The 18785-nt window shown below is 63.8% G+C and carries 25 protein-coding genes; 16 read left to right on the top strand and 9 right to left on the bottom strand.

Annotated features, from left to right (window positions below; all coding sequences use genetic code 11):
- Positions 1 to 116 precede the first annotated feature (116 nt).
- Positions 117 to 1364 (top strand): TIGR03862 family flavoprotein, encoded by a 1248-nt coding sequence (locus U8330_RS01595; protein ID WP_416236792.1) that lies wholly within the window; start codon positions 117 to 119, stop codon positions 1362 to 1364.
- A gap of 42 nt (positions 1365 to 1406) precedes the next feature.
- Here U8330_RS01595 and U8330_RS01600 read toward each other — a convergent pair whose 3' ends face one another.
- Complete coding sequence (locus U8330_RS01600; protein ID WP_323103401.1) at positions 1407 to 1598, bottom strand: hypothetical protein; 192 nt, start codon at positions 1596 to 1598, stop codon at positions 1407 to 1409.
- A 195-nt stretch (positions 1599 to 1793) separates the two neighbouring features.
- Here U8330_RS01600 and U8330_RS01605 point away from each other — a divergent pair, with 195 nt between their 5' ends.
- Both U8330_RS01605 and U8330_RS01610 read left to right on the top strand, forming a co-directional pair.
- The gene (locus U8330_RS01605) at positions 1794 to 2159 is read left to right on the top strand and encodes a response regulator (protein ID WP_416236793.1); all 366 of its coding nucleotides are present in this window, start codon (positions 1794 to 1796) and stop codon (positions 2157 to 2159) included.
- Positions 2160 to 2252: 93 nt separating this feature from the next.
- A complete protein-coding gene (locus U8330_RS01610) occupies positions 2253 to 2468 on the top strand; it encodes a hypothetical protein (protein WP_323103402.1) in 216 nt (71 codons plus the stop codon).
- 147 nt (positions 2469 to 2615) lie between these two features.
- On the opposite strand, the gene U8330_RS01615 is transcribed toward U8330_RS01610, so the two are convergent.
- On the bottom strand, positions 2616 to 2774 hold the full coding sequence (locus tag U8330_RS01615; RefSeq protein WP_323103403.1) for a YqaE/Pmp3 family membrane protein: 159 nt from the start codon (positions 2772 to 2774) through the stop codon (positions 2616 to 2618).
- A gap of 212 nt (positions 2775 to 2986) precedes the next feature.
- Positions 2987 to 3160, bottom strand: coding sequence for a DUF1328 domain-containing protein (locus U8330_RS01620; RefSeq protein ID WP_323103404.1), 174 nt, complete (start codon positions 3158 to 3160; stop codon positions 2987 to 2989).
- 343 nt (positions 3161 to 3503) lie between these two features.
- Between U8330_RS01620 and U8330_RS01625 the strand changes: the two genes are divergently transcribed.
- From U8330_RS01625 to U8330_RS01645, 5 genes are all read left to right on the top strand, one after another.
- Positions 3504 to 3695, top strand: a complete 192-nt coding sequence (locus U8330_RS01625; RefSeq protein WP_323103405.1) for a hypothetical protein — start codon at positions 3504 to 3506, stop codon at positions 3693 to 3695.
- A gap of 394 nt (positions 3696 to 4089) precedes the next feature.
- On the top strand, positions 4090 to 4410 hold the full coding sequence (locus U8330_RS01630; protein WP_323103407.1) for a hypothetical protein: 321 nt from the start codon (positions 4090 to 4092) through the stop codon (positions 4408 to 4410).
- A 174-nt stretch (positions 4411 to 4584) separates the two neighbouring features.
- The gene (locus U8330_RS01635) at positions 4585 to 5958 is read left to right on the top strand and encodes an NAD(P)/FAD-dependent oxidoreductase (protein ID WP_323103408.1); all 1374 of its coding nucleotides are present in this window, start codon (positions 4585 to 4587) and stop codon (positions 5956 to 5958) included.
- Positions 5959 to 6027: 69 nt separating this feature from the next.
- Entirely contained in the window at positions 6028 to 6180 is a 153-nt protein-coding gene (locus U8330_RS01640; RefSeq protein ID WP_323103410.1) for a hypothetical protein, read from the top strand.
- Positions 6181 to 6183: 3 nt separating this feature from the next.
- Positions 6184 to 6360, top strand: a complete 177-nt coding sequence (locus U8330_RS01645; RefSeq protein ID WP_323103412.1) for a hypothetical protein — start codon at positions 6184 to 6186, stop codon at positions 6358 to 6360.
- Between the two features lie 9 nt (positions 6361 to 6369).
- Here U8330_RS01645 and U8330_RS01650 read toward each other — a convergent pair whose 3' ends face one another.
- Positions 6370 to 7287 carry an AraC family transcriptional regulator gene (locus U8330_RS01650; RefSeq protein WP_323103413.1) on the bottom strand — a complete coding sequence of 306 codons (918 nt, stop codon included), beginning with the start codon at positions 7285 to 7287 and terminating at the stop codon, positions 6370 to 6372.
- Positions 7288 to 7474: 187 nt separating this feature from the next.
- On the opposite strand from U8330_RS01650, the gene U8330_RS01655 reads away from it, so the two are divergent.
- Both U8330_RS01655 and U8330_RS01660 read left to right on the top strand, forming a co-directional pair.
- Positions 7475 to 8845, top strand: coding sequence for an alpha-glucosidase/alpha-galactosidase (locus U8330_RS01655; RefSeq protein ID WP_323103414.1), 1371 nt, complete (start codon positions 7475 to 7477; stop codon positions 8843 to 8845).
- Between the two features lie 193 nt (positions 8846 to 9038).
- The gene (locus U8330_RS01660; protein ID WP_323103415.1) at positions 9039 to 9680 is read left to right on the top strand and encodes a DUF922 domain-containing Zn-dependent protease; all 642 of its coding nucleotides are present in this window, start codon (positions 9039 to 9041) and stop codon (positions 9678 to 9680) included.
- Here the strand turns inward: U8330_RS01660 and U8330_RS01665 are convergent.
- The 3 genes from U8330_RS01665 to dnaN all read right to left on the bottom strand — a co-directional run bounded on the left by U8330_RS01665 (position 9667) and on the right by dnaN (position 12152).
- On the bottom strand, positions 9667 to 10278 hold the full coding sequence (locus U8330_RS01665; protein ID WP_323103416.1) for a histidine phosphatase family protein: 612 nt from the start codon (positions 10276 to 10278) through the stop codon (positions 9667 to 9669). The two genes, U8330_RS01660 and U8330_RS01665, sit on opposite strands and share 14 nt — an antisense overlap.
- Positions 10279 to 10299: 21 nt before the next feature.
- Positions 10300 to 10893: a phospholipid N-methyltransferase PmtA gene (gene pmtA, locus U8330_RS01670; RefSeq protein WP_323103418.1), complete on the bottom strand. Its 594-nt coding sequence runs from the start codon at positions 10891 to 10893 to the stop codon at positions 10300 to 10302.
- A gap of 140 nt (positions 10894 to 11033) precedes the next feature.
- Positions 11034 to 12152 (bottom strand): DNA polymerase III subunit beta, encoded by a 1119-nt coding sequence (dnaN, locus tag U8330_RS01675; RefSeq protein WP_323103419.1) that lies wholly within the window; start codon positions 12150 to 12152, stop codon positions 11034 to 11036.
- Positions 12153 to 12398: 246 nt separating this feature from the next.
- Here dnaN and rsmI point away from each other — a divergent pair, with 246 nt between their 5' ends.
- From rsmI to U8330_RS01705, 6 genes are all read left to right on the top strand, one after another.
- Positions 12399 to 13283, top strand: coding sequence for a 16S rRNA (cytidine(1402)-2'-O)-methyltransferase (gene rsmI, locus U8330_RS01680; RefSeq protein WP_416236892.1), 885 nt, complete (start codon positions 12399 to 12401; stop codon positions 13281 to 13283).
- Entirely contained in the window at positions 13280 to 13684 is a 405-nt protein-coding gene (locus tag U8330_RS01685; protein WP_416236794.1) for a YraN family protein, read from the top strand. The genes rsmI and U8330_RS01685 overlap by 4 nt, the downstream gene beginning before the upstream one ends.
- Positions 13685 to 13781: 97 nt before the next feature.
- Positions 13782 to 15080 carry an extracellular solute-binding protein gene (locus tag U8330_RS01690; protein WP_323103422.1) on the top strand — a complete coding sequence of 433 codons (1299 nt, stop codon included), beginning with the start codon at positions 13782 to 13784 and terminating at the stop codon, positions 15078 to 15080.
- 209 nt (positions 15081 to 15289) lie between these two features.
- Positions 15290 to 16129, top strand: a complete 840-nt coding sequence (locus U8330_RS01695) for an ABC transporter permease subunit (RefSeq protein WP_323107087.1) — start codon at positions 15290 to 15292, stop codon at positions 16127 to 16129.
- 10 nt (positions 16130 to 16139) lie between these two features.
- Entirely contained in the window at positions 16140 to 16982 is an 843-nt protein-coding gene (ugpE, locus tag U8330_RS01700; protein WP_323103423.1) for a sn-glycerol-3-phosphate ABC transporter permease UgpE, read from the top strand.
- Between the two features lie 11 nt (positions 16983 to 16993).
- On the top strand, positions 16994 to 18097 hold the full coding sequence (locus tag U8330_RS01705; RefSeq protein ID WP_323103424.1) for a sn-glycerol-3-phosphate import ATP-binding protein UgpC: 1104 nt from the start codon (positions 16994 to 16996) through the stop codon (positions 18095 to 18097).
- 19 nt (positions 18098 to 18116) lie between these two features.
- On the opposite strand, the gene U8330_RS01710 is transcribed toward U8330_RS01705, so the two are convergent.
- Both U8330_RS01710 and U8330_RS01715 read right to left on the bottom strand, forming a co-directional pair.
- The gene (locus U8330_RS01710) at positions 18117 to 18383 is read right to left on the bottom strand and encodes a BON domain-containing protein (RefSeq protein WP_323103425.1); all 267 of its coding nucleotides are present in this window, start codon (positions 18381 to 18383) and stop codon (positions 18117 to 18119) included.
- A 77-nt stretch (positions 18384 to 18460) separates the two neighbouring features.
- Positions 18461 to 18757 (bottom strand): DUF982 domain-containing protein, encoded by a 297-nt coding sequence (locus U8330_RS01715; protein ID WP_323103427.1) that lies wholly within the window; start codon positions 18755 to 18757, stop codon positions 18461 to 18463.
- Between the last annotated feature and the right edge of the window lie 28 nt (positions 18758 to 18785).

An 18785-nucleotide genomic window follows, 5' to 3' on the forward strand; every position in this document is an offset into this window, starting at 1 on the left:
CACTCGGAGGCGCTGGCATTGCGTAAGCCCCAACCATAGCCGCCCCAACCCACGCGAGGCAACCGCAGGGAGAGGTGGCTCTTGCCAGATGGACTCTCTTGTCGCATGGAAATTCAATGATGCAGGCAAGGGAAAAGCGGGGGGTTGCGGTGGTCGGGGGTGGGCCGGCGGGGTTGGCGGCGGCGGAGCGGCTGTCGGAGACCGGCCAAACCGTGACGGTCTATGAGGCCATGCCGGCGATCGGGCGCAAGTTTCTGCTTGCCGGCAAGTCCGGTCTGAACCTCACTCATTCGGAAGACTATGCCCGCTTCGTCGGCCGTTTCGGCGCGGCGACGCCGCGGCTGATGCCGGCGCTCGACGCATTTACCCCGGACGATCTGCGGGCCTGGGCTCTGGGGCTCGGCAGTGAAACCTTTGTCGGCTCGTCCGGGCGCGTCTTCCCTATGGAAATGAAGGCCTCGCCCTTGCTGCGCGCTTGGCGTCGACGGCTGGAGGATCGGGGGGTTGCGATCCGCACCCGCCATCGCTGGCTCGGCCTCGATGGCGATGCCTTGAGACTGCGTTTCGAGACGCCGGAGGGGATCGTCGAAGAGCGGGCGGAGGCGGTGCTTCTGGCGCTTGGTGGCGCCAGCTGGCCGCGGCTCGGCTCGGACGGCCGCTGGGTGGCCGGTCTTGCTGCCGCGCAGGTGTCGATCGCCCCGTTCCAGCCTGCCAATTGCGGGTTCGATGTTGCTTGGAGCGAGATCTTCCGGGAGCGCTTCGCCGGTGCGCCGGTGAAATCGGTGGTGGCCCGCTCGCGCATGGGCAGCAGCCAGGGGGAGTTCGTCATCAGCCGGCATGGGATCGAAGGCAGCTTGGTCTATGGCCATGCCGCAGCCTTGCGGGATCAACTGGCCGAGGAGGGGAGAGCGGCGCTGATCCTCGATCTTGCGCCGGGGCGGCCGGTCGAGCGGCTGACACAGGCCTTGGCGGGCCAGCCGGCGCGCGTCAGCCTGTCCAACCGCCTGCGCAAGGCCGCGGGGCTCGATCCGGTCAAGATTGCGCTCGTGCGCGACTGTGCGCCGGAGACGCTGACCGGGGATGTCGCGCGACTGGCCGAAACGCTGAAAGCTTTGCCTATTCCCCTCCAGCGCACACGGCCGATCGAAGAGGCCATCTCTTCAGCCGGCGGCGTCCGGTTCGAGGGCCTCGACGGGCAGTTCATGCTGCGCGACATTCCCGGCCTGTTCCTGGCCGGCGAGATGCTGGATTGGGAAGCGCCGACAGGCGGCTACCTGCTGACCGCCTGCATGGCGACAGGCCGCGCCGCAGCCGACGGTCTTGCCTCATGGCTTGCGGCACGGCCGGCTGCGGTGGATGACTAACGCCGAAGGATGGTCCAGCCGCTCCTGAGGGGAAGCGGGCGCTTAACGGAAAACCGGCGAGCGGGTGGCGTTCATCAGCAGTTCGTGTTCGCTGGCAAAGGATCCGAAGAGGCGCGTCAGGCGAATACGCTCGTCCTCGCTCAGCCGGTAGCGCCGGCAGAACTCGTCGACGCTGCGGATGCGCCGGACGACCCCGTCCTTCTGGAGCTGGGAAAGATCGAGATGTTCGCTCAACGACAGGGCCTCCTCGCCAAAATGGTCGCGAACAAACGGCGAGCCGCGCCATTAGTTCCGCGCCCTTGAAGAAAAAATCGGTCGGCGTCCGAGAGCTTCGACCAATGGTTCTTTGACCGTTAACTGGCGGTTGAAACTGATCGTCGACTGGCCTAGTTCGCCGCTTTCTGCGAGAGGCAGCTGACGAGGCGTATCATGTCCAGCAAGAAGTCCGTCGTTCTGATCGTCGAGGACGAGGCGGAAATCCGGTTTAACACGCTCGATGCATTGGAAGAGATCGGGCACACGGTCCTGGAGGCGGCCAATGCCGACGAGGCCATCATCCTGCTTCGAAACCGTCAGGACATTGAGGTTGTCTTCACCGATGTGAACATGGCGGGATCGATGGACGGGCTGCAGCTCGCCCGCCGCGTGCGCGCCATGCGTCCAGCGCTCGGCGTCATCATCACCTCGGGGCTGGTTCGGCTCGATCCGATGCTGCTTCCCGCGCGCACGGTCTATCTGCCAAAGCCCTATCAGTTTAGCGATCTGTTCGCCGCCATCGACCGCGTGACGAGCTGAGACGGCCAGCACGCCCGGGAACAAGGCTGCACTCTTCCGGTTTTGCCTCGCGGCCCGGCGCGATGCCGGGTCGAAGACCGGAAGGAGACTGTTATGGCCAAGGCCGATCACAAACATATTGGCGTGGGTGCAAAGGGAAAGGGTCACGGGACGGGCGCAATGACCGAGCTCGACGACTCCATCCTGCCCGCCAATTCCGTTCTGTCCAATCGCGACAAGGCCCAGCATTCGCGCGAGCGTGGACTCGACAGCAAGACGATCATGGACGAGCAGTTCCAGGACAATGAAGCCAATCAGCGTTTCGACTGACGGGTTGTGCGGGCAGGGCATTGAGAACCTGCCCGCCGCTGTCCCTCGGGCATTTCCGGCGATCACTGGATCACCTGCAATGCTCGATGTCTTTGTTTTGGCCGCATTGTCCGACGCCGAAGCGATCACGCTTCGGCTGGAAAGGGTCTAGCGGCGCAGGATGACCCAGATGGCATGGATGATGCCGGGAATATAGCCGCAGAGGGTGAGAAGAATGTTCAGCCAGAACTGCAGGCCAATACCGACCTGAAGGAACACGCCGACGGGCGGGAGCAGAATGGCGAACAGAATACGAATGATATCCATGAAATCCTCGAAGAAGCGTGACGGGCCATCCTGAACGATTCCGAGGCCGGAATGGTTCGATCGCTTTCGCGTGAGTGATCTTTGTAAGGCCGCGGCGCGTCGGTCGCCCGACGCCAAGGGCAACGCGTTTCGCAAACATCACCCGCCGGCTGTTACAATCGGGCGTCGATCGAGCCCCGCCAGCCGTCGTGGCAGACGAGGCGCGACGGACATCAGACGATCGCGCTGCCGGCCATGAAGGCAAGAACGACGAAAATCAGGAAGATGATGATCGCGATGGCGAAGAGGATGCGCGCGATGGTCGCGGTGGCAGCCGAAACGCCGGAGAAGCCCAGAAAGCCGGTGACGAGAGAAATCACCAGGAAGATCAGCGCCCATTTCAACATGGTAAGGGTTCCTTTGCATGGTCTTGGGGGCCCGCATCGCGCTTGCCGGGTTCTTCGGTTGGCGCGCGGCGGACAGGTCAGCGGCGCACGCCCGAATTCCGGGATCGCTGCGCCTTCCCGGGGACGCTCTCAAGACGCACGAGCGGCCGCACAAGTTCCCTGACGACTCGATTTCACGGCCTGGATGCGCGCACTGCAACCGCGAATTCGTGCTTCACGAGCAGAGAAATCTGTCCGGAAACGACGCAATCGGCAGGGAAAGCCGGGTGCCTTTAACAAAAGTGAATGACGCCTTCCCTCATGCGACAGGAAAACGTTCCCATTCCTAGGTGGGAGACACTGTGTGACGGAAGAGAAGAAGAAGCGCCGCCCGAAATCGGGACCGGCGCTCGGGAATATCGACGAGACGAAAACCGTCGTGGAAGCGATGCTTGATGCGGAGAAGGAAGCAGCCCGTCAGAAGACCGAACGGCTGCGCGCCTTGCGTCTTCAGCAACAGCAGCCTGCAGCCAATCGAGACGCCGACGAGGTGTAATGGGCAGACCTTCGCCAAATCCCTCGGTGCGGCACCGGGGAAGGCCTTCACAGAAACAGGCGTTGAAACGGAAAGGGGATTGCAGGCTGGATGGGTGGGAAGCTCGACTGCCACTTCGTTGGCCATAGGGTGAAAACGGAAAAACCCCTATGTTCTTCATCTCCATCGCGTCCGTTTGACACAGACTGCAATCGGGGAGAACAAGTATCCTCCTGCGATCTGGTTCCACGGCAAAACAACTCTTTTCCGATCTGAACGCGACCGACGTATTTCTCGCCCGATGTTGGAAAATCTGTCTTAGCGGCGGAACATTGAGTCCGGCAACTTGTTAACGGCGGGTAACGAAAGCCGCTGCCGGTGGTGGCGGATCAGGTTCGGAAAAAGGAAGATCCCGATGTCTATGAAGCTTCTTGCCATTGCCGCCATGACCCTCGGTATGGCCTCTGCCACCCCGTCCTTCGCACAGTCCACCATGGCACCTGCCGCCAACAGCAACGGCGATTGCACCCAGGCTCTCGCCGGCGCGACTGACAACACCGCTTGCAACGGCCTCGGCGCCGATAAGTCCACGACTGGCTCGGTCACCGCACCGGCTGCCGGCGCAATGGCTCCGAATGCAATGGCTCCGAGCCAGGCTGGTTCCAGCTCTGATTGCCCGACCGTTGCAACGGCTGGCGCCACCGACAACAAGAACTGCACCAACCTGCAGCAGTAATCTGCTTGAGACTGTGCAGTCCGTCTCAGACGGCAGTTTGGACCTCGCTTCGGCGAGGTCTTCTCGTTTATGGCGGCTTGTCGCGCCGGTGGCCTCAGCCGGTCCGCCTTTTCGCCTGAAACCTTCCGTCCTATTTTCCGTTGGCGGGAGGCACCGGAACGAAAGAGGCGAAGCATGGACAAGAGATCGCTCAGACGAGGCCGCGGCGCCGACCCGCTGGAGGCCGAAAACCCGATCGCCGAGCATCGCATCCCCGGGCGCCGACGGGTCGTCATCGTCGGCGGCGGCTTCGGCGGTCTTGCAACGGCCGGAGCGTTGGGCGGCTCCGATGTCGACGTCGTGCTGATCGACCGGCGCAATCACAATCTCTTCCAGCCGCTGCTCTACCAAGTGGCCACCGCTGCGCTGTCCCCTGCCGATATCGCCGAGCCGATCCGTCGGTCTCTCGGCCGTTTCCGCAACATCCGCATCGTGCTCGGCGAAGTGAACGGCGTCGATGCTGCCGGAAAGCGCGTCCTTCTCGAGGACGGGTCGAGCATCGATTACGATCAACTCGTGCTCGCCACCGGCTCGGACTACAACTATTTTGGCCATGATGACTGGAAGCGCTTCGCGCCGGGCCTGAAGACGCTGAACGAAGCGCGGCGCATCCGCCAGCGCCTGCTTCTCTCCTTCGAGCGGGCCGAGCGCATGCCGGATGGCGCGGCGCGAAGGGCGCTCTTGACCAGTGTCGTCATCGGCGGGGGACCGACCGGGGTGGAAATGGCCGGTGCGATTTCCGAGCTCGGTCGCTTCATGATCGAGCGCGACTTCCGCGCCATCGCGCCGGAGGATCTGCGGGTCATTCTGGTGGAGGCCGGGCCGAAAATCCTGGCCGCCTTCCCCGATCATCTCTCTCGCTATGCGGTCGATTATCTCGGACGGATCGGTGTGGAGGTCATGACCGGGCATCAGGTGACCGATGTGCGCGAAGATGGCGTCATGATCGGCGAGGCGTTCGTCGCCTCCGGCTCCGTCGTCTGGGGTGCCGGCGTCAAGGCCTCGCCTGCGGCCCGGTGGCTCGGACTGGAAAACAAGGCGCGCGGCCAGCTTCCGCTCGATCCGACGCTGAAGGTCGAGGGGGTCGACGATATCTATTCGCTGGGCGATACGGCGTTTCTGAAAGGGGAGGACGACAAGCCCTTGCCGGCGCTGGCGCAGGTTGCCAAGCAGCAGGGGCAATATCTTGGCCGGCGCCTGCGCGACGAGGTACGCCTTGCCGATCCCACGCCCTTCCGCTTTCGCAATCGCGGCAACACGGCGGTGATCGGCCGCAATGCAGCGATCTTCGATTTTGGCCGCTGGACCCTGAAGGGCAGGATCGCCTGGCTGCTGTGGGCGCTGGTCCATGTCTACCTGCTGATCAATTTCGAGAAGCGGCTGCTGGTCAGCGTTCAATGGGTATGGCGCTACATCACTCGCCAGCGCGGCGCGCGTCTGATCGACGAGACCGATCCCGGCAGCGCCGCACCAACGATCGTCAGCGTACGCAAGCCTTCTTCGGCCTGACCCTCCGGAACAATGGCTGGCCTCTCGGGTTGGCTTTGCGAGCGTAAAAGACTTGGGTCAGGAGGCGTCATGCCCGAAAACATCACCGTTCTCATCGCCATGGTCATCGTGCTGGTCGTGACCTGTGGCATCATCGGCTACTGGACCCTATCCAGCCGCCGGCCCATGCGCCGGGCCGAGCGCGAGCGCGCCGGCAGCGAAACCCGTCTCGGCAAAGGATAGAGCATGACAGGCGATAGAAGTCGCGAACCCTATATCGCACCCTCGGCCGATGCGCCGCATCAGGTGAAGAAGAAGGCGATCGCCGGCAAGGGGTTGATCCTCGGCATTGCCTGCTTCGCCGCCGTCATGTTCCTGCTCTATATTTCGGTGGTCATCTATGCCGCCTACAAGGCCGGCTGAGCGGCACTCTTATGGATCGGCCCCATCATCCCGCGGGCCGAAGGCCTGGACGCTGGCATACATGCCGGTCGTGCGGAATTCGGTGGGGCTGGCGCCGAAATAGCGGCGGAAGACCTTGGCGAAATAATTCGGATCGTCGAACCCCGACATCACCGAGATATCCTTGATCGATAGCGGGGCGGCCTGGGTGAGAAGCCTGGCCGCCCGCTGCAGCCGACGGCGCAGAACGAATTCGGCCGGCGGCAGGCCTTCATTGGCGGCAAACATGCGCGAAAAATGCGCGCGGCTCAGCCCGGCCACGCGGGCAAGCTCGTCCACCGGCAGCGGTGTCTGCAGGTTCTCCATGATATGGCTGATGACATGCTGCATCGTGCGGTATTCCGGCCCCTGAACCGGATGTGCGCCGAACACGTCGTCATAAAGCGCCATCGCCGCCTCATAGGCGAGCGCGGACGCCCGCCCCGGCATGTCCGAGCCGCCATGGATCAGCCGGTAGGCGCAATCGGCGAGATGTTCGATCGTTTCCGCTTGCAGTTTCAGCACGGGACCGACCGCCTGCAGGATCGCTTGATGGATCCGCAGCGCCTCCTCGCCATTCATCGACAGCCAGAAGAACTCCCAGCGCTCCCCCGCGCCGAGCCAGTAGCGATGGTTGTGCGGCACCATGACGAGAAGTGTCTCGCCTGGTCGCACGATGTAGTGTCGCCCTTCGTAACGCAGGTTTCCCCGGCCTGAGAGCGTGTGCTGGAGCACGGTAAAGGGCGTCTGCCCGCGCTTGCGCCCATCCCAATCATAGCTGGTCTCGGTGCGCAGCTCATAGCCTGTGCTGGTCGGCATGGTGTGCAGCCGCTGTCGCCCGCGCGGCAGCGAAACCGTGCGCATGACCGGTCCACCCTCGCGCAGTTTCTGCAGCACAGAATTACCCATCAAAGCACAATCCCTCTCTATCACCCGCCCTAGATTATACGCATACTGGTCTTCGAACACGCAAGGGCGCAGCCGGAACAGCGCGCGGGAGAAGAAGGCGGCGTCCGGGAGGGTATCGGTCTTTTCGACAAGCCACGCGCAAATTTACCCGGCAAAGAATTTCAAGACCTGAGGAGGTTCCCGGTCCATGAGGAGACAGCCCAAAATCACCTTCATCGGCGCCGGATCGACGGTGTTCATGAAGAACATCATCGGCGACGTGCTGCAGCGCCCGGCGCTTGCCGACGCCACCGTTGCATTGATGGACATCAACCCGCAGCGGCTGGAAGAAAGCGACGTGGTGGTGCGCAAGCTCATCTCGACGCTTGGCACCAAGGCAACGATCGAGCTGCACGGCGATCAGCGGAAGGCTCTGGAAGGCGCGGATTTCGTCGTGGTCGCCTTCCAGATTGGCGGCTACGAGCCCTGCACCGTCACCGATTTCGAGGTGCCGAAGAAGTATGGCCTGCGCCAGACGATCGCGGATACGCTGGGCGTCGGCGGCATCATGCGCGGCCTTCGCACCGTGCCGCATCTCTGGTCGATCTGCGAGGACATGCTGCAGGTCTGCCCGAACGCCATCATGCTGCAATATGTGAACCCCATGGCGATCAACACCTGGGCGATCGCCGAGAAGTACCCGACCATCCGCCAGGTTGGTCTCTGCCACTCCGTGCAAGGCACGGCGATGGAGCTCGCCGAGGATCTGGGCATCCCTTACGAGGAGATCCGCTACCGCTCGGCCGGCATCAACCACATGGCCTTCTTCCTGAAGTTCGAGCACCGCCAAGCGGACGGCTCCTACCGCGACCTCTACCCGGATCTCGTCCGCGGCTATCGCGAAGGCCGAGCCCCGAAACCCACCTGGAACCCGCGCTGCCCGAACAAGGTGCGCTATGAAATGCTGACGCGACTCGGCTACTTCGTCACCGAAAGCTCCGAGCACTTCGCCGAATACACGCCCTATTTCATCAAGGAGGGCCGCGAGGACCTGATCGAGAAGTTCGGCATTCCGCTCGACGAATATCCCAAGCGCTGCATCGAGCAGGTGGAGAAGTGGAAGGGTCAGGCGGAGGCCTATCGCTCGGCCGAAAAAATCGTGGTCAAGCCATCGAAGGAATATGCGTCCTCGATCATCAACTCGGTCTGGACCGGCGAGCCGTCGGTCGTCTACGGCAATCTTCGCAACAATGGCTGCATCACCTCGCTGCCGGACAGTTGCGCCGTGGAAGTGCCCTGCCTGGTGGACGAGAACGGAATCCAGCCGACCTCTATCGGTGCCCTGCCGCCGCAGCTCACTGCGCTGATGCGCACCAACATCAATGTGCAGGAGCTGACGGTCGCTGCCCTGATGACGGAGAACCGCGAGCACCTCTATCACGCCGCGATGATGGACCCGCATACCGCCGCCGAGCTCGATCTCGACCAGATCTGGTCCTTGGTCGATGATCTGCTGATCGCCCATGATCCGTGGATTCCGCAATGGGCGCGGATCGGTCGGAAGGTACGGGCGGCCTGATGCTTCGGGCAGCCCGCGCGGCGGCCCGTTTCTTTGGTGCGGCACCCTCCCGAGGCCTTTGCGCCAGCCGTGCCCGCCCCGGGCTGCGCCCAGTCTGCGCAGCCCGGGGCCCTTTGCCCGCCGCAAACGGGTTACCCCTTCGCCCGCGTCGCGTGCTATAGGCCTCGGACGCAAATGGCGGAGCAGCATGCGCATGGGAAAGACGATCCATTTCCGGCTGGCGGTCGGCGCCCTGATCTGGTTCGCTGCCCTTGCGCATGCTGGCTTGGCGCAGGCGGATCCAGTCAGGACCGGCCAGGCCCAGGCGGGCGGGACGATCACGGAGGTGGTCGAAACCTACCGGATCCGCGGCAAGACCGGCGCCGAACTCTATGCCTCGATCGGCGAAAACGGTCCGCAGCTCGGGCCGCGCCGGGCCATCGCGCATACGCGCTTCAAGCTCACCTGGCGGCGGGACTATCAAAGGCGCGAAACCGATTGCGTGCTCGCCTCCGCCGTGCCGCGGCTCGTCATCATCACCACGTTGCCGAAACCTGCCGGCTCGCTGCCACCCGACGTGGCGAAGAGTTGGGATCGCTTCATTACCGGAATCCGCGCCCATGAGGCCGTGCACGGCACCTATGTGCGCACCCTGCTCGCCGAGATCGAAACCGCCACCATCGGCCTTACCCAGCCGAACGATCCCGGCTGCACGGTGATCAAGACCGAAATGACCAAACGTCTCGGCGCCATCTCGGATGCGCGCAAGACCAAGGACCGCGCCTTCGACCAGGCGGAGATGAGCGAAGGCGGCACGGTGCACCAGCTGGTGCTGGCGCTGGTCAACGGCCCGTAAGCGCCTCCAGCGTGGCCGCTGCCGCATCGCTCTCCATCGCCACCCAGTCCGAGACCAGACGCCGATCGCTCAAGGAAAAGACGTAGAGATTGCCGCCGCCCGCCGGTTGATCGCCGGCCCGGCTGATCGGCTGGCCGGCAAGATGGCATTTAAGCAGCGTGCCGACGCCGCCATGGCCAATGAAGGCGAGCGGAATGGTGGGGTCATGCCTGTCGAGGACGCGGCTCACCGCAGTCACGATGCGGCGCTGCGCATCGGCGGCCGTCTCCCAGCCTTCAAAGCTCCGCTCAGGATGGGCAAAGAACCAGTCGGCGGCCGCCTCGAAGGCGGCAGGGTCCAAAAATCCGGTGGCGGAGCGGTCGTTCTCGCCGCTAGACGGCAGGATCTCGACGTCGAGGCCGCTAGCCCCGGCGAGGATCTTGGCCGTCTCCCGCGCCTTGGTTTCCTCGCTTGAAAGAACGCGGCCGAGCCGGGCGGCCCAGGGGTGGCTGGCTGCGCGCTGCGCCCGCTCTTGTCCCAGCGGCGACAGGCCCCATTGCGGCACCGGCACGGCTGCGTCGATCTGCACCTGCGGATGGGTAATGTAGAGACCGAACATCCGCGCCTTTCCGCCGGCTTGTCAGTGGGTCTTGCGGTAGACCCAGAGCTGTGCCGGGGGAATATTGCGCATGACGAAGTCGAAATGGGCGGTGTGATAGCGATCCGGCATGGGCACGACCGGAGAGCGGGGGCCGTAGGAGATCTGGATCACCGGACGGCCGACCGGGATGCGCGCCAAGAGGTCCTCGATCAGCGATACGCGGCGATGCATGGGGAAGTTCAGAAGCGGTACGGCGGAGATGACGCAGTCGAAGGTCTGGTTCGCCTGCGCGCCGAGGCTGCGCTTCAGGTCGAAGGCATCGCCATTGACGAAGTTGACGCCCGGAAAATTGACCAGCAGCTGGTGGTAGAAGTCGCTCGAATATTCGACCGAAGTCAGCTGGTCCGGGGCGATGCCGCGGTCGAGGATCGCCTTCGTAATGACGCCGGTGCCCGGCCCAAGCTCCAGAACCGGAAGGCCGGAATGCGGATCGGCGACGCTGGCCATGCGCCGTGCGGTGATTGCGGAGGTGGGCAGAACGGCGCCCACGGCCCGCATATTGCTTCGCCAGCCCTGGAAGAAGCGGATTTCCTCATCGAATTTCCGCCCGATACGCTCTTTCAAACGCAACATACGCTTCTCCGATTCGCCGCTTCATGCGGCGCCTGATCAGACATTCGCCGCATAATGCGACGAAAGCAAGCCTGTCTGCGGCATTGGTTCTTGCTGCTCTGCGCCTTTACTCCTGCTGTTCCTGCTTTTCAAGATGCGGCTTATACGCGCATCGGCATCAGCACGTAGAGCGCATCCTCACTGGCGAGATCGCGCACGAGCGTCGGCGAGCCGGGGTCGGCCAGCATGAACACGGCCTCGGAGCCGGAGAGCTGGGCGGTGATATCGAGCAGATATTTGGCGTTGAAGCCGATCTCCAGCGGGTCGTGCTCGTAGCCGACCGCCAGTTCTTCCGTGGCGCTGCCGGAATCCGGATTGTTGACCGTCAGCGTCAGCTGCCCGTCGTTCAGCGCCAGCTTCACGGCGCGGCCGCGCTCGGAGGAAATGGTGGAGACGCGGTCGACGGCTTGCGCAAAGGACTGGCAATCGATCTTGAGCTCCTTGTCGTTGTTGGCCGGGATCACCCGCTGGTAATCGGGGAAGGTGCCGTCGATCAGCTTGGAGGTCATGACGATCGAGCCGATGGTGAGCCGGATCTTCGCATCCGAAAGCTCGACACCGACGACGAGCTCCGGATCGTCCACCAGCTTCTGCAGCTCGCCCACCGTCTTGCGCGGAATGATGATGCCCGGCATCCCCTCCGACCCGGACGGCGCCTCCAGCTCGGCGCGCGCGAGGCGGTGGCCGTCGGTGGCAACGGCACGCAGCTTCAGCGCACCCTTGCTCTCGATCGTGTGGATATAGATGCCGTTCAGATAATAGCGTGTCTCCTCGGTCGAGATCGCGAACTGCGTCCGGTCGATCAGCATCTTCAGCTCCGTCGCCTTCAGCTTGAAGGCATGGCTGAAGGTGCCGGCGGTCAGGTCCGGGAAGTCCGACTGCGGCAGGCACTGCAGTGAGAACTTGGACCGGCCGGAGGAGACGGTCATGGCCGTGCCCTCGGCATTGGTTGCCAGCCGCACCTCCGAGCCGTCAGGCAGCTTGCGGACGATGTCGTAGAGCAGATGGGCCGGCACGGTGGTGGCGCCGCCCTGTTCCACCTGGGCGGGCGTCGCCTCGGTGATCTCGAGATCGAGGTCGGTCGCCTTCATGTCCAGGCTTTCGCCTTCGGCCGAAAGCAGAACGTTGGAGAGGATCGGGATCGTGTTGCGCCGCTCGACCACACGATGCACATGGTTGAGACTTTTCAGGAGGTTGGACCGCTCGATCGTGATGCGCATGAGATGCTGTCGCTTTCCGTCATGGCCGGCTGGGGGCCGGCAAAACTTGTGAGTGCCTGCCTGGGCGGGATTGGGACGCGCAAATTGGCAGAAACTACGGCTGCAAAGCAAGAGTCTTGGCCGGCCATGCCAGTTATTCACCGGCGCTTGCGCCTTGCGGATCGGACCGCTCGTGCCGCATAAGGACGGATGAACTGCAGCGGTGAAGGAGAGCGCGTGACACGGCAGGCCGAGACCGAGCGCCAGATGCAGCGCAGCTTCCGCATTCGCGATGCGGAGATGGAGGCGCGGCCGCTGGAGCCGGCGCTCTATCTCGTCGCAACCCCGATCGGCAATCTCGGCGACATCACCCTGCGGGCGCTGGAAACCCTGGCTGGCGCCGATGTGCTGGCCTGCGAGGACACCCGCGTCACGCGCGTGCTGCTCGACCGCTACGGCATCGTCAACCGGCCCTATGCCTATCACGAGCACAATGCCGACGAGGCCGGGCCGCGGCTGATCGCGGCGCTCGGCGAAGGGCGCTCGGTCGCACTCGTCTCGGATGCGGGAACGCCGCTGGTGTCCGATCCGGGCTTCCGCCTGGCCCGCGCGGCGATCGAAGCGGGGCATCGCGTCGTGCCCTTGCCCGGTGCCTCCGCGCCGCTGGCGGCCCTGGTCGGCTCCGGTCTTTCCAACGAGGCGTTTTTCTTTGCCGGATTCCTGCCGAGCAAGGACAAGGCGCGGCGGGACCGGCTGGCGGAGCTTGGCACCGTTCCCGCCACGCTTCTCTTCTTCGAAAGCCCGCACCGCATTGGCGCCACGCTCCGCGCCGCGGCGGATGTTCTGGGCGGCGAGCGGGCATCCGTCGTCTGCCGCGAACTGACCAAGACCTATGAGGAGTTTCGCCGCGGCACGCTCGAGGCCCTGGCGGCGCATTATGCCGGCGAGGACAGCGTCAAGGGCGAGATCGTGCTGGTGGTCGGGCCGCCACCGCCGCCGGAGGCGCCGGCCGCGGAGGATGTCGATGCGCTGCTGACCCGCCTGGCCGAAAGCCTGTCCACCGGCAAGGCCGCTACCGAGGCCGCGCGCCAGACCGGGCTCAATCGCCGCGACCTTTACGACCGGTTGCTGACGCTCAAAGGCGGCGCATGATGCAGCCGGCCCACCGCTTGCGCCCGACACGGCGTGGGCCGGACGGGCCGGACCGCCGCCGTCTGCGGGCGCTGCGACGCGGCGCCTGGGGCGAATACCGCGCGGCGCTCGCTCTCCTGCTGACCGGACACCGCCTTCTGGCGCTGCGCTACCGCACGCCGGTCGGCGAGATCGATCTCATCGCCCGAAAAGGCGACCTGATCCTGATCGTCGAAGTCAAGGCGCGCTCTAGCCTCAGGAGTGCGGTCGATGCCGTGCCGCCGGCCGCCCAGGCCCGCATTCGTGCCGCCAGCCTGCTCTGGCTGCAGCGCCGGGCGGACGCGGGCCGGCTTTCGCTGCGCTATGACATCGTCGCGGTCCTGCCTTGGCGCTGGCCGATCCACGTCAAGGACGCCTTTTGAAATCAAGCTGTTACGAAAGCGACAAGAAAACTTCATCCCCCTGTCATGGAACCCCGATAGCCGGTCGCTCAGCACCCCTGACGCAAGGAACGGATCCATGTTCAAGACGCTTTCGATGACCGCACTGGCGCTGGTCGTTTCCTCCACCTCTTCGTTTGCAGCGACCAATATCAGCTGGTGGCACGGCATGGCCGGCCGCAATGGCGAGGTGATCAACGAGGTCGCCCAGAAGTTCAATGCTGCCCAGACGACCTGCGCCATCACGCCGGTCTCCAAGGGGACTTATGAAGAGGCGCTTGCCTCCGGCATCGCCGCCTTCCGCTCCGGCGAGCAGCCGAACATCCTGCAGGTCTTCGATGCCGGTGCGGCGACCATCATCAATGCCAAGGGCGCCGTCATTCCCGCCGAAGACCTGATCAAGAACGCTGGCCACGACTTCGACCGGTCCGCCTTCATCGACGGCGTGCGCTATTTCTACGCCGATAGCGACGGCAAGTTCGTCGGCATGCCGTTCAACTCCTCCGCGCCGATCATGTACATCAACGACGAGGCGCTGAAGAAGGCCGGCGTGAACGCGCCGAAGACCTGGGAAGAGTTCGAGGCGATCGCGCCGAAGCTCAAGGAAGCCGGCTATATTCCGCTCGTCCAGTCGCAGCTCACCTGGCAGTTCACCGAGAATTTCTTCTCGCGCAACAACATCCAGTTCGCCACCAACAACAACGGCTATGACAGCGTCGTCGACACAAAGCTGCACATGACCGATCCGAACCTGGTCATGATGTTCGAGAAGCTCAAGGCCTGGGCCGACCAGGGCTACTTCGCCTATTATGGCGCCGGCTGGAACGACAACCAGAAAATGTTCGAGCAGAACAAGGCCGCGCTCTGGATCGGCTCGTCCGGCTCCTTCGGCGGCCTGACCAAGACCGCCGCCATGCCCTTCTCGGCCGACTTCCTGCCCTATTGGGGTTCGATCGAGGGCGCCGGCACCTCCTCCTTCATCGGCGGCGCCGCCCTTTTCGCCATGTCCGGCAAGTCGGATGCCGAAAATGCCTGCGTGGCGGATTTCTTCCAGTTCCTGACCTCGCCCGAGGTGCAGAAGTTCTACCATGAAGCGACCGGCTATGTGGCCGTCACCAAGGCGGCCTACGAGCTCGCCAAGAAGGAAGGCTACTACGAAAAGACCCCGCAGGCCGAGGTCGGCATCAAGCAGCTGATGCTGCCCTCCGGCGAATGGTCGAAGGGCTATCGTCTTGGCTTCTATCCGCAGATCCGCCAGATCATGGAGCGCGAATATGGCCGCATCTTCGCCAATGAAGTGTCGGTGAAGGACGCGCTGGAAACGATCGAGCGCGAAGGCAACGACCTCCTCGCCCGCTTCGCCAAGACGGCCGGCTGAGCCGCTGTTCTCTCTCTCCGGCCGGCCCGCGGCGGGCCGGAGGGATTGCCTCTCCTCCTGAAACCAGAAAGCTGGACCGCCGCATGACCGATGCGACCCTGCCCACGGCCGGCGCCGGCCGCCGCATTTCTGCCGCTCCGCGCACACCGCGCCGCGCAGTCGAAGGGGCCAAGCGTGTGCAGTTCTCGACGCTGTGGCTGCCGGCGCTGATGCTCGCCCCGCAGCTCGCCATCATCGCGGTGTTCTTCTACTGGCCGTCCCTGCAGGCCATCCGCTCCTCCTTCTTCATCGAGGACCCGTTCGGCTTCGGCGAGACCTTCGTCGGTGCCGCCAACTATACCGATGTGCTTTCCTCCAGCGAGTATCTGAGCGTTGCCGGCTTCACCGCGCTCTTCACGGTTCTGGTCACCTTTCTGTCGCTGTCGCTCGGCCTGCTGCTGGCGGTCAAGGCGGACAAGGTGATCCGCGGCAATGCCGCCTACAAGACGCTGTTGATCTGGGTCTATGCCATCGCCCCGCCGGTGGCCGGGCTGATGGGCATGATGCTCTTCGACCAGCATGTCGGTCCGCTCATCGAATTCGCCGCTCTGTTCGGCTGGACCATGCAGGTGGGCCTGAACTATTCCGATACGGCGATCGCACTGATCACCATCGCCGTGTGGAAGCAGATCCCCTACAACTTCATCTTCTTCCTCTCCGGCCTGCACGGCATTCCTGCTTCGGTGCGCGAGGCGGCGCTGATGGATTGCCGGTCGGGAACGCGGCGCTTCTTCACCATCATCCTGCCGCTGCTCGCGCCCACCGCCTTCTTCCTGCTGATCATCAACATGACCTATGCGCTGTTCGACACCTTCGGCATCATCGATGTGGTGGTGAAGGACAAGGCGGCCAACAATCCGATCACGCTGGTCTACAAGGTGTTCCTGGATGGCTTCCGCGGCAATGACATCGGCAGCTCGTCGGCGCAGTCGGTGATCCTGATGGTCATCGTCTTCGCGCTCACCCTTCTCCAGTTCCGCTTCATCGAGCGGCGCGTGCATTACGGTTGAGGAGAGCACCATGCAGCGCACGACGCTTGTCGATCACCTGATCCTCCTCATCGGCGTTCTTCTCATGGTCGGGCCGATCGCGGTCGCTCTCATGACCTCCAGCCATACGGCGGCGGACATCCATGTGAACGGCCTGTCTCTTCTGCCCGGCGGCCATTTCGTCGAGACCTACGAGAAGGTGCTGACCCAGCGCGGCGGCTTCACCGGCGATATTACGGGGCTGCGGATGATCCTGAATTCGCTGATCCTCGGCCTCGGCTTTGCGGCGGGCAAGATCGTGTTGTCCATGCTGGCCGCCTATGCGCTCGTCTATTTCCGGCTGCCCTTCGCCACGCTGATCTTCTGGGTGATCTTCACCACGCTTCTGCTGCCGCTCGAAGTGCGCATCGTGCCTTCCTACCAGGTCATGACGGCGCTCTCGCTCACCAACAGCTATACGGGCCTGATCGTGCCGCTGCTGGCGTCGGCCACAGGCACCTTCTATTTCCGGCAGTTCTTCAAATCGATCCCCGACGAGCTTCTGGAAGCGGCGCGGATCGACGGGGCGGGGCCGTTCAAGTTCTTTATCGATGTCGTCGTGCCGCTGTCGCGCACCATGATGGCGGCGATCTTCATCATCATGTTCGTCTATGGCTGGAACCAGTATCTCTGGCCGACCATCATGACCACAGACGAGCGCTTCTTCACCCTGGTGCGCGGCATCAAGCAGATCCTGCTGGTCTGGGTCGGCTCCAATATTCCCGATTACAACGAGGCCTTTGCGCTGGCGATCCTTGCCATGCTGCCGCCGGTGATGATCGTCATGATCTTCCAGCGCTGGTTCATCAAGGGTCTCACCGAGAGCGACAAATAGGAGAGCCGATCATGGCCGCCATCACCATTTCCGAGGTCTCCAAGATCTATGCCGGCGGCGTCGAGGCGGTCAAATCCGTGTCGATCGCCATCGAGGAGGGCGAGTTCATCGTGCTCGTCGGCCCCTCCGGCTGCGGAAAGTCCACGCTTCTGCGCATGGTCGCAGGGCTGGAGGACATCTCGAAGGGTCGGGTGCTGATCGGCGGACGCGAGGTCAACCGGGTCGAACCCGCCGACCGCGACATTGCCATGGTCTTCCAGAACTATGCGCTCTATCCGCATATGAGCGTGCGCGACAATCTGGCCTATGGGCTGAAGAACCGGAAGACGCCGAGGGCCGAGATCGAGGCGCGGGTGGCGGAGGCGGCGCGTATGCTGGAGCTCGGCCCCTATCTCGACCGCAAGCCGCGGGCGCTTTCGGGCGGGCAGCGCCAGCGCGTGGCCATGGGGCGGGCGATCGTGCGCAAGCCGGCCGCCTTCCTCTTCGACGAGCCGCTCTCCAACCTCGATGCCAAGCTGCGCGTCTCCATGCGGGGCGAGATCAAGCGGCTGCAGAAGCGCCTCGGCACCACCTCGCTCTATGTCACCCACGACCAGCTGGAGGCCATGACGCTCGCCGACCGGCTGGTGGTGCTGAATGGCGGGCGGATCGAGCAGATCGGTCGGCCGCTCGACGTCTATCACCGACCGGCCTCCACCTTCGTGGCAGGCTTCATCGGCTCGCCGGCGATGAACCTGGTGCGCGCCAGCCGCGAAGGATCGCGCCTCCTGTTCGGCACCCAGAGTTTCGAGCTCGGCCGTCTTGTCAGTTTCCCGGATGACGTCACCGTCGGCATCCGGCCGGAAGATCTGCGTCCGGCGGAAGCCGGCGCACAGTCGCTCCTTCTCAGGGTCGATTATGTCGAGGAACTGGGCGCGCAGCGGCTGGTTCATGGAACGGTGGACGGCAAGCCGCTGATCGCCGCGCTCGATCCCGCGGAGGAGATCGGCGACATGATGCGGTTGACGGTCTCGCCGGACCGCCTTCACTTCTTCTCGGTCGATGATGGACTGCGCGTCGAAACGCCGTTTATCGCCCGCGCGGCTGCGCCCGCCACGCTCGGCGTCCCGGCCTGAACGCCGGAGCCCACAGCGCCTAATGCGGGCGGCGAACGGTGACGGTATTTTCGATCAGATGCACGCCGATGACAGAGGCGGCAGCATCCTCGATGCAGCCGAGCTCCGCCTCGCAGCTGACCGTCCCGGACAGCACGATTGTCCGTCCAAGGGCGATCACGGTGAGGTCGCGCGTATCGACCAGGGAGACATAGCGGATATAGCGCAGCACCTTGCCGGCAAGATCGTCATTGCTGAGATGGGGCTCGTCGTCGAGGCGCACATACTGCTGTTTTCCGTAAGCCATCTCTTTCACCCCTTTATAAGTCCGGGTTAAAACGGCGCGGGGCGGAACATGGTTCCGTGAGAAAGAGACGGGTGCGCTTATTCGGCAGGCAGGCTTTGGGCGTCGGGTCTTCGGTTGTCCTGCACGTGAATGAAGGCTTCAACTGCCGCTTCGATGAAGTCCTGCCGGGCATAATCGGCCGGCTGCTCGCCGGATAGCACATAGCGGCACATCTGGATCGCGGCCTTGTAGGCCGGACCCTGTTTAACCGGCCATGTCTCCAGCAGGATCTGTGCCGCTTCCCGCGTGTTGCGCACGACGCGATAGCGGCCGACGCCATCGATCTCGAGCACCACCGGCTCCCGCCACCATTTTTCGCTGACCGGCATCGGCATGCCAGACCTCCATTTCTGCTTCCGCAAG

Source organism: Rhizobium sp. CC-YZS058, assembly GCF_034720595.1.
GTDB lineage: Bacteria > Pseudomonadota > Alphaproteobacteria > Rhizobiales > Rhizobiaceae > Ferranicluibacter.